Origin of the sequence: Streptomyces sp. SID3343 (assembly GCF_009865215.1) — a bacterium.
GTDB lineage: Bacteria > Actinomycetota > Actinomycetes > Streptomycetales > Streptomycetaceae > Embleya.
The window spans coordinates 1-10,122 of record NZ_WWJX01001383.1; the positions used below are offsets into that span (position 1 = coordinate 1).

A 10,122-nucleotide genomic window follows, 5' to 3' on the forward strand; every position below is an offset into this window, starting at 1 on the left:
GCCGACGCGCGCGGCGGTCGAGCCGATCCGCACAGGCGAATGCCGGGTGCCCGGAGCGATGATTCGCTCGGAGCACCCGGCTGTCTCGGTGGTCGCCGGTGCCTGTCCCTCGCGGCCCGCCGGCGCCTGTTCTCGCCGCCCGCCGGTCAGGCCACCGCCGCGATCCGCACCCCCGGCGCGGAACTGGGAGTCGCGTCCCAGCGCATCACCCGGCCCTCCCACACCCCGCGCAGCCACAGCTCGGCCGACACCACGTCGGCGATCGCGCCCAACGGCACCGACGGGGCCGGCTGCGGCTCACCCTTGGTCAGGCTGGGCCGGGCACCGAGCACGGGGTCGAGCGAGCGGCGCAACTCGATCGGGTCGAGCACACCCAACTCGGCGAGCAGCGGGTCGGCGAACAGGTCGCGCAACAGGGCCGCGTTCTGCCGCAGCCCGCGCCGCTCGGCCTCGCGATAGTCGGCCCGGTGCACGTCGCCCAGCGTGTGCCGGGGAATCAGCCCCTGCACGGCGGCCGTGAGCAGCGCCCGCGGCCCGTCGTCGCGATCGCGCACCCACGCCGGCAGCGACAGCCCCGCCCGCACCACGGCCGTGTCCAGATAGGGCGCCTGGACCCGCACCCCGGTGCGTTCGGCCAACTGCTGGAAGGCGCGGTGCCGCTCGGCCGCCCGGCGGACCGCGACCCATGCCGCGCGGTCCCCCGGACGACCGTGCACCGACGGGTCCGCGGCGACTACGGATCCGGCGGAAACCACCGACTCGGCCGCGAGGCGGCGCAGCGAGCGGGCGAGCCGGCGGCGCATATCGGGTGTGGTCCACACCGCCGTGGGCCCGGTACCGCACCACGCGACGGCGGCGGCCGGCCCCGCGTCGATCCGGCCGGAGCCGGCGAGCACGTCGGAGAGTTGGTCCAGGGCCTGCGGAAAGGTGGTGCGGGCGACCCGGCGAGCGGTGCCGGCCAGATCGGAGGGGCTCATCCCGAGGTTGCGGGCCCAGGTGCGGGCGTGCCGCGCCGCGATCATCCGACGGCCGTCCATCGCGAGGTCGGCGAGGTAGGCGAGCGGTGTGCCGAGCACGGCGTCGCCGCCGTAACCGGTGACGTGCATGTCGATGCCGCAGTCGCGAATGGCCGCGAACGTGCGCGTGGTTCGGGCCATGCCGATCAGGGGGAAACCCGGCTCGTCGGGCATCACGCCGCCGTCGAGCACGTCGGCCAGGCCGGTGTACGGGAGGTGCTCCAGACCGCCGGGGATCACGAGGTGGCGCATTCGGGCCGAGCGGGACACGATTCGCGCGGCGGATTCGGGGTCGCCGGGGGCGCACGGCTCGGACCACGTGACCGCGACCAGGTCGCGGGCCTTGGCCACCGACACCGAGCGCGCGCCGAGCAGGGCCAGCACGGCCGAATCCCGTCCCCCGGACAGGTCGACGCCCGGCCGCTTGGCGCTGCTCACCCGCCGGCCGACCGCGTCGGTCAGCGCTCGGCCGAGCGCTCCCGCCGCGGCGGGGAAGTCCAGCGGTGCGCGGTGCTGTTCGTACAGCCGCAGGTGGGAGACGCCGTTCACGAGTTCGAGCGCGTGTCCGGGTTCGAGGCGGGCCACGCCCGTGAACATCGAGCGCCCGGCCACCAGTTCGGGCACGTCGGGGCACGCGATGCGGGCCGCGAACGCCTCGGTGTCCAGGCCGGCCCGAGTCAGGTCGGCGAGCGGAAGCGCGTGCGAGGCGTAGACCACGCCGTCGCCACCGTCGCGCGGCTGCGCGTGGAAGACCTGCCGGACCCCGGCCAGGTCGCCCAGCACGACGGTGCGCCGGCCGTTGCGCAACACGACGTGGTAGCTGCCCGCCCAGTCGGTCAGGTGCCGCAGCGCGCCCCCACGCGCGACCGCGAGTCCCACCTCCAACTCGGCGTCGGTGGCCCCGCACACGCCCAGGACCGCCATGCGCAGCGGGCCGCGGCTGACCACCCTGACCTCGTCGGCGGGCCAATCCCCCACCAACCACAGCGGATCGGGGCCCTCCCACAGCGTCCGGGCACCGGTCGGCCGGGTGACGCTCCGGCTCTCCGACGTCCCTGCGAACCAGCGCATCTCGACCCCCTTCGGGTAACGGCCCCCGCGCAACCCACCATGTGCCGGCCGGTCGGACTCCGACGCTTCCATGGAACCAAGGTTAGGCAAGCCTGAGTAGAGCGCACTCGACGGCGCACGGGGACACGAGCCCGGCGCATGGTCTCTTTTGACCGTGCCTGTGTACTGACGCGCCGTCAAGTACGTTCTGTCAACGATTGCGATCCCCTCTTGGGGTCGGCTTGGTCAAGGATTGAGACGAGTCCGGAAACCGTCCCGCCACCGTCCGAAACGCGTCGTACGCCACCCCCGTTTGGCGAATATCTCCCTTACCCGGGCCGTCCGGTCCGGTTACGCTGAGTGGGACGGAGGGTTGCCTTTGGGGGCAAACTATGCGCGGCAGTCCCAAGCAGGATCAGTCGGGGCGTTCGAGCCCTGACCACGAGGGTCCGGAGGCACCCGACCCAGGGGTATCGAACGGAGTCGCCGGTTCCGGATCCGACGACTCCCACGGCACCGTATTCGCGAACTCCCGGGCCGCCGCGTCCGCCGAACATCGCGGCGCCGCCGGCGCGGACGACGCCGAGGCAACCGAGCCGAGACCGTCGCACTTTCCCGCCACTCCCCTCGAACTCCCGGCCGACTCGCGCAACAAGGTCCCGCGCGAGCGCGGACCCAACGGCCGACTCGGCGAGTTGCTGACCGCGGCGGGTGTCAGCAACGCCGGGCTCGCGCGTCGCGTCAACGACCTCGGCGCCCGCCGCGGCCTCTCCCTTCGCTACGACAAGACCTCCGTTGCCCGCTGGGTGGGCAAGGGGATGACTCCACAGGGGCCGGTGCCGCATCTGATCGCGGCGGTGCTCTCGGAACGCCTGGGCCGCCCCGTGCCCTTGGAGGAGATCGGCCTCGACGAGAGTCGGCCGGTGGATCCCGATCTCGGTCTGGCCTTCCCCCGTGACGTCGGGGAGGCAGTTCGCACCGCCACCGATCTGTGGAGGCACGACCACATGAATCGACGCGAGTTGCTCGCCGGTACGTTCGCCGTCACCGCCTACGGCACCCCGATGGCGCGTTGGCTGATCACCCCCGCCGACGCGCGCGCCGAGCATCGCGGGTCGGGCCCCCAGGTCGGCCACAGCGACGTGACCAAACTGCGCGAGGCGGCCGAGGAGGCCCGACGCTGGGACAGCAAGTACGGTGGCGGCGACTGGCGCGCGTCGATGGTGCCGGAGTGTCTGCGCTGCGACGCGACGCCGCTCCTGCGCGGCAGCTACCACGACGACGTGGGCCGGCGACTGTTCGGCGCGACCGCCGAACTCTCCCGGCTGGCGGGGTGGATGGCGTTCGACACCGGCCAACACGAGGTGGCCCAGCGCTATTACATCCAGGCCCTGCGACTGGCCCGCGCGGCGGCCGACGTCCCGCTCGGCGGCTACATCCTGGCGACGATGAGCCTGCAGGCCACATATCGCGGCAACCCCGACATGGCGATAGACCTCGCGCAGGCCGCGATCGAGCGCAACAAGGGCATCGCCACGGCCCGGGTCACCGGCTTCCTGCACCTGGTCGAGGCACGAGCGCAGGCTCGCGGGCGCGACGCCGCGGCCTGCGGGCGCGCGCTGAACGCGGCCGAGGCGCACCTGGAGCGGGCTCGCCCGGGCGACGGGGACCCCGAGTGGATCGACTTCTTCACGTGGGATCGGCTGTGCGCGGACGGCGCCGAGTGCTACCGCGACCTCGGCGTCCCGGAGCGCACGCGCTACTTCACCGCGCAGGCCCTGGCCGGCCTGCGCGGCGAGGCGTACCAGCGCTCGCACGGTCTGCGCCTGGCGGTGGGCGCGCAGGCGGAGTTGCGGGCCGGCGAGATCGAGGCGGCGTGCGCCACCGGCCGCCAGGCGCTGGAGATCGCCGACCGCGTGCACTCGTCGCGCAACGCGGCCTACCTCAACGACCTGATGCTCGGCCTCAAGCCCTACAACGACGTCCGCGCGGTCAAGGACCTCACCGAACGCGCGCGCCTGGTCGGCGGCATCACGGTCTAGCCCGACATCAACAGTCCGGCTCGACATCACGGCCGGGGCCGACCGCGGCGATCGCCGCCGAGAAGAGCGCGGCGGGAACCCTCCGGAAACACCACAGGCCCGGCATGTGTATGCCGGGCCTGCGATACAAGTAGCGGGGACAGGATTTGAACCTGCGACCTCTGGGTTATGAGCCCAGCGAGCTACCGAGCTGCTCCACCCCGCGTCGGTAAACCCAACTGTACGCCATCGCGGACTCGGTCACGACCAATTACCCGAGCCCGCCCTCGGCGACCCTCTAGGGTCGAAAGCCGGAGGTGGTTACCCATGACGTTTTCCTACGACGTGGTCGTGATCGGCGGCGGAATCCTCGGGTTGGCGACGGCGTACGCGCTGACCGAACGCGATCGCACAGCGACGATCGCGGTCGTGGAGAAGGAGACGTCGTGGGCCGCGCACCAGACCGGTCGCAACTCCGGGGTGATCCACTCCGGCCTGTACTACCGCCCCGGCAGCCTCAAGGCGCGCTTCGCCGTCGAGGGCGCCCGGCGCATGGTGGACTTCTGCGCGCGCCACGAAGTCGCGCATCGGGTGACCGGCAAACTCGTGATCGCCACCGGCGCACACGAGTTGCCCCGATTGCGCGAACTGCATGCGCGCGGGCTCGCGAACGGGGTGCCGGTCACCGAGTTGACGGCGGATCAGGTCCGGGAACGCGAACCGCACGTGCTCTCCATCGGCGGCCTGCACGTGGCCTCGACGGGCATCGTCGACTACGGCGACGTGTGCCGCGCGCTGGTGGACGTACTGCACGCGCGCGGGGTGTCGCTGCGGACCGGCGCGGGCGTCGTCGACATCGCGGTGCATCCCCACGAGACGGTCGTACAGACCCGCCTGGGCGAGTTGCGCGGCCGGGTCCTGGTCAACTGCGCGGGCCTGTACAGCGATCGGATCGCGGCTCTCGCCGGCGACCCGCCGCCGGTACGGATCGTGCCGTTCCGAGGCGAGTACCACGAGTTGATCCCGTCCCGACGCGGCCTCGTGCACGGGCTCGTATACCCCGTGCCCGACCCGGCGTTCCCGTTCCTGGGCGTACACCTGACCCGCGGCATCCACGGTGACGTGCACGTGGGCCCCAACGCGGTGCTCGCGCTGCGGCGCGAGGGCTACTCGTGGGCGCGGATCGCGCCGCGTGAACTGGCCGCGACGCTGGCCTACCGGGGGATGTGGCACCTCGCGCGCCGGCACTGGCGCTACGGCGCGGGCGAAATGCTGCGCTCGGTGGCGAAGCCGGCGATGGTGCGCGCGGTGCAACGGATGCTGCCCGAGGTCACCGCGGCCGATCTGGTCCGCGCCCCGGCGGGCGTGCGAGCGCAGGCGGTTCGGCCCGACGGCGACCTGGTCGACGACTTCCTGATCACCGGCGGCGAGCGCACGGTCCACGTGCTCAACGCACCCTCCCCCGCCGCGACCGCCGCACTGCCGATCGGCGACGAGATCGCGAGCCGGGTCGCGGAGCGGTTGGGTTCGCTCTCGCATCGGTGACCTGACGGAGCATGATGGCTCTCGGGATCCGACCGGGGGAGATGTCGTGACCGCGATCCGTGTGGCCGTCGCCGCCATGGTGCTGTTCGTCCTGGCCGTGTGCATGCCTGCGACACAGGCGGCGACGGCCTCGACCGCGCGATTGACCTACTCGCCCGGCGGCCTGCTCAGGCCGGGTGAAGTGGTCACGATCCGAGGCACGGATCACACGGAGTGTCCGAGCAAAAAGGTGGATGTAAGCGCGGTCTTCTCCACCGGCGGGAGTGCGGGCGAGTTTCCGGCTCTGATCGGAACCGACCTCCCGCTGAGTTCGGCGGGTGACTTCGTCATCCGATACACGATGGAGAATCGCTCGCTCCTGGGTGGTCAGCGGTTCGAGAGCCGGTGCACGTCCTATCGCAAGGACTTCTGGACCATGCGCATGGCACAGGCACCGTTCGACGTGGATCGAACCGACACCCCGGACGACGACCCGCCGCCGGGAGCCGTGCCCGGCGACCTGGCGAGCAAGCGGATCGTGGTCCGACCGACCTCGGCGCGACCAGGCACCAAGGTCACCGTATGGACGGACATTCGCTGCGGTACGTCCAACGCGTCGAACGACGCCGGTCTCTACTTCGGTGACGCGTTCGTTCGGGCAATCGACGCACGGAGCAATGCGGAACCCAGGTCGGAAACGTTGCAGATCCCGCAGACTCCGATCCGGGGTCCGTCGAGAATCTCGGTCTCGTGCGGTGACGAGCCGAACCCGGAGGACGTGGACGGCACCGCCGTCTTCGGTGCCGACTTCACCGTCACGGCGCCGGCCCTCACCTTGTCGGCCGACCGAGCCGCCCCCGGCGATCGCCTCCGTGCCGTCGGGGCCGGCTTCACCGGGTGCGCCGACCCGATCGACGACGCCCCGGCCGAACTGGCCCTCCGGCAGGGTGACCGGGTCCTGGCCAGGTTTCCCGTCGCCCGCGACGGTCGGGTGGACGCCGAGCTGACCGTGCCGAGCGGGTTGCCCGCGGGCGTCGCCGAGTTGACCGCGGCCTGCGCGTCCGAGCGATTCGACGGCAGCGTGCGGCTGGCTCTGTCGGTGACACCGACGGCGAAGACCGACGGCGGCGGCGAGCGTGCGGTGGGCCGTACCGTGCCTGCGGCCGCCGACCGCGCCGAGTCCGCCGTGCGCCTGCCCTCCCCCGGCGATCTGCTCGACCACCGCGCCCCGCTCGCCGTCGCGGGCGCCGGGACCGTGCTCGCGCTGCCGCTCGTGGGCTTCGCGGCGGAGTTGTTCAACCAGACCCTCGCCGAGAACCGGCTGCGGATCCGGCGCCGGTTGCGCCCGGGGGCGGCCCGGCCGCGGTCGCTGCCGCGTGCGCCCAGGCTGCAAGCGGTCGCCTTCGTCGCGTTGTCGGCCGCCTTCACCGTCGTCGTCGAGCCGGACGCCGGTCTCGACCGGTCCACCCTCGCGCTCGCGCTGTCGTTGGTGATCGCCGTTCCGTTGACGGTGCTCGCCTACAGCGGCGTCGCCGAGCACTACCGACGCCGCGTCTCGCGGGTGCGCGCGTTCGCGCACCTGATCCCGGGCGCGCTGGTGGTCGCGGTGGCGCTCGGGGTGATCTCGCGCTCCGCGCACCTGATCCCCGGCTACGTGTACGGCCTGTTCCTGGCCTTCACCCACGCGGGGCTGCGGCGGTTGCCCCCTCGCGAGGACGGTCGGGCGGGTGCGTTGGGCGCGTGGTCGCTGGCCGGCCTGGGCCTCGCGGCGTGGGTGTGGCGGATCCCGGTCGAGCACGTCCTCGCCGGGGACGAGCATCCGGCCTTCGGCTGGATCCTGACCGAAAACGTGCTGACCCAGGTCTACATCGCGGCCGTCGTCGGTCTGGTCTTCGGTCTGCTGCCGATCCGTTTCATGGACGGACACGTGCTGTGGACCTGGAGCCGTTCGGGCTGGGCGGCGGTGTACGCGGTCGCGGTCTTCCTGTTCATGCTCACGCTGCTCGATCCGACCGGTGTCGCGACCGGCGCGACCGAGGGCATGTGGCTGCGCTCGGGGTCGGTGTTCGGTGCCTTCCTGCTCGCGTCGGTGGCGTTCTGGGCGGTGTTCCGGCTGCGGCCGGCGCGCGGCCCGAACCATCCGCCGCCGTCACCGTCGCCGACCCCGTCGTCGTCGACCCCGCCGCCGATGCCGCGCGTCCCACCGACGATCGGCCGACCGTAGGTTCGCCCGGCAGGCCGTAAAATCCTTGTCTTATGTCCCCCATCCACACCTCCCCCGTCCCCGGCGCCTCGACGCACGCAGGCGCCTCGACGACCGACGGGCCGGTGCGCCACATGGCGACCGTGCGCAGCTTCACGCCCCGGCGGGGCCGGATCACGCTCGCCCAGCGCGAGGCGCTCGACCGGCTGTGGGAGCGATGGGGGTTCGACGTCGCGGCGCGCACGATCGACCTCGGCGACGTGTTCGGGAACGAGCGCCCGGTCGTCCTGGAGATCGGCTTCGGCATGGGCGAGACCACGGCCGCGATGGCCGCGGCCGATCCCGACACCAACGTGCTCGCGATCGACGTGCACACGCCGGGGCAGGGCAGCCTGCTCTACGACGCGGAACTGCGCGGGCTGACGAACATACGCGTGGTCAACGGCGACGCGGTCGAGTTGCTGCGCGACATGCTGCCACCGGCCTGCCTCGCGGGGATCCGGGTGTTCTTCTCCGACCCGTGGCCCAAGACCCGCCACCACAAGCGCCGACTGATCCAACCCGAGTTCGCCGCGCTCGCCGCGTCGCGACTGGTCCCCGGCGGGACGCTGCACTGTGCGACCGACTGGGCGCACTACGCGGAGTGGATGTTGGAGGTCCTGGCCGCCGAACCGGCCCTCGTGAACACCACCGACGGCTACCTGCCCCGACCCGCGTGGCGCCCGATCACCCGCTTCGAGCAGCAGGGACTGGACAAGGGCCACGAGGTCGCGGACCTCATCTTCCGCCGCCGCTGACCCCCGGGACCGGCCCCGCGCGCGCCGACGGCGCGTCGCCCGCCGGGTAGGGCAGGTCACAGCCTGACCGGACTCGCGCGCCATGACACCGTGCGGCGTTATCGTCACCCCATATGGACGCGCAGCGAGGACCCGAGGCGACAGCCGGTCCCATCTCCCCGGAGCCGGCCGCGTACGAGTTCGCGATGTACGAACCGCCGCCCGACGCCCCGTCGAGGTGGCGCACGCTCGCGAGCAACCAGACCGCTCGAATAACCGTCCTCGCCGTGGCACTGCTCGGCTGCGCGGTCACCACCGCGTTCCTGCTCGGCGACACGATCGGCGCGCAGGGGCTGCTTGTCGGGGCGCTGCTCGCACTCGTGCCGGCCCCGCTCGTGGTGACCGCGATCGTGTGGCTGGGGCGGGTGCGTCCGCTGCCGTGGAAGAGTCTGCTGTTCGCGTTCGCGTGGGGTTCGTGCGCCGGCGCCCTGGTGGCGCTGCTCGCGAACAGTTGGTCGTTCGACAAGCTCATGGAGCTCAAGGGCGAGAAGGACGCCGAGCTGCTCGGGCTCACCCTGGTCGCCCCGGTGGTCGAGGAGGCGGTCAAGGGCCTCGCGGTCCTGCTCCTGTTCGTGACCATCCGACACCGTTTCCGGGGCATCCTCGACGGACTGATCCCGGCGTGCGTCAGCGCGGCCGGTTTCGCGTTCACCGAGAACATCCTCTACTTCGGCCGCGAGTTCGCCGCGAGCGAGGACAGCGGCGACGGCCTGGGCACCACGTGGGGCACCTTCATCGCCCGCGGCGTCATGTCGCCGTTCGCGCATCCGCTGTTCACGTCGATGATCGGAATCGGCTTCGGCCTGTCGGTGCTCGCCCGCTCGCGCGGCGCCGCGATCGCGTACCCGATCCTGGGATACGTGTGCGCCGCCGGGCTGCACGCGGCCTGGAACGGCTCGGCCACGCAGGGACTGTCGTTCCTGGGCGTGTACTTCCTCGTGATGATGCCGATGCTCGGCGCGGTGGTGTGGTTCGCGGTGATCGTCCGGCGCGACCAGTTGCGCGCGGTCGAGGACGAGTTGCCCCACTACGTCGCGGCGGGCTGGTTCCGGCCGCACGAGCCGCTGTTGCTGTCCTCCATGTCCGACCGCAGCCGGGCCCTGCGCGTCGCCAAGTCGGTGCTCGGGCCGACCGGCGTTGCTCGGTTGCGCGCGTACCAGTCGGACGCCACGCTGCTCGCCGAGACGCGGCGGCGCGCGTCGCGCTCCGACCGGGGCCCGAGGCCGGACCACGCCGAGCGGGAGCGCGAACTGCTCGACCGGGTATGGGCCGCGAAGCCGGCGCTGCGCGAGGTCGTCGATCGCACCATGCCGTCGCCGCGGTGGCGATACGTCCCACCGCCGCCCGGGTGGCGGCCGCCGTACGGTGCGCCGCCCGGGATGGTTCCCTTCGGGCCGCCGCCCGGGATGGCCCCGTTCGGGCCGCCGCCGCCTGGCATGTTCCCCTACGGGGCCCGCCCGCCCGGCGCGTTC

General features: G+C 72.4%; 6 protein-coding genes and 1 tRNA gene. 5 read left to right on the forward strand and 2 right to left on the reverse strand.

What is annotated here, in order from left to right:
- Positions 1-146 precede the first annotated feature (146 nt).
- Positions 147-2,087: an asparagine synthase-related protein gene (locus GT354_RS44110; protein WP_161362801.1), complete on the reverse strand. Its 1,941-nt coding sequence runs from the start codon at positions 2,085-2,087 to the stop codon at positions 147-149.
- Positions 2,088-2,761: 674 nt separating this feature from the next.
- Here GT354_RS44110 and GT354_RS44115 point away from each other — a divergent pair.
- Positions 2,762-4,108: an MFS transporter gene (locus GT354_RS44115; protein WP_161362812.1), complete on the forward strand. Its 1,347-nt coding sequence runs from the start codon at positions 2,762-2,764 to the stop codon at positions 4,106-4,108.
- A 131-nt stretch (positions 4,109-4,239) separates the two neighbouring features.
- On the opposite strand, the gene GT354_RS44120 is transcribed toward GT354_RS44115, so the two are convergent.
- Positions 4,240-4,313, reverse strand: a tRNA-Met gene (locus tag GT354_RS44120).
- 101 nt (positions 4,314-4,414) lie between these two features.
- Between GT354_RS44120 and lhgO the strand changes: the two genes are divergently transcribed.
- The 4 genes from lhgO to GT354_RS44140 form a co-directional block, all read left to right on the forward strand.
- On the forward strand, positions 4,415-5,632 hold the full coding sequence (lhgO, locus tag GT354_RS44125; protein ID WP_161362803.1) for an L-2-hydroxyglutarate oxidase: 1,218 nt from the start codon (positions 4,415-4,417) through the stop codon (positions 5,630-5,632).
- A 46-nt stretch (positions 5,633-5,678) separates the two neighbouring features.
- On the forward strand, positions 5,679-7,835 hold the full coding sequence (locus tag GT354_RS44130) for an FGLLP motif-containing membrane protein (RefSeq protein ID WP_161362805.1): 2,157 nt from the start codon (positions 5,679-5,681) through the stop codon (positions 7,833-7,835).
- A gap of 32 nt (positions 7,836-7,867) precedes the next feature.
- Positions 7,868-8,611, forward strand: a complete 744-nt coding sequence (gene trmB / locus GT354_RS44135; protein WP_161362807.1) for a tRNA (guanosine(46)-N7)-methyltransferase TrmB — start codon at positions 7,868-7,870, stop codon at positions 8,609-8,611.
- Between the two features lie 113 nt (positions 8,612-8,724).
- Positions 8,725-10,122, forward strand: a 1,398-nt coding sequence (locus tag GT354_RS44140) for a PrsW family intramembrane metalloprotease (protein WP_161362810.1), incomplete at its 3' end; no start/stop codon positions are given.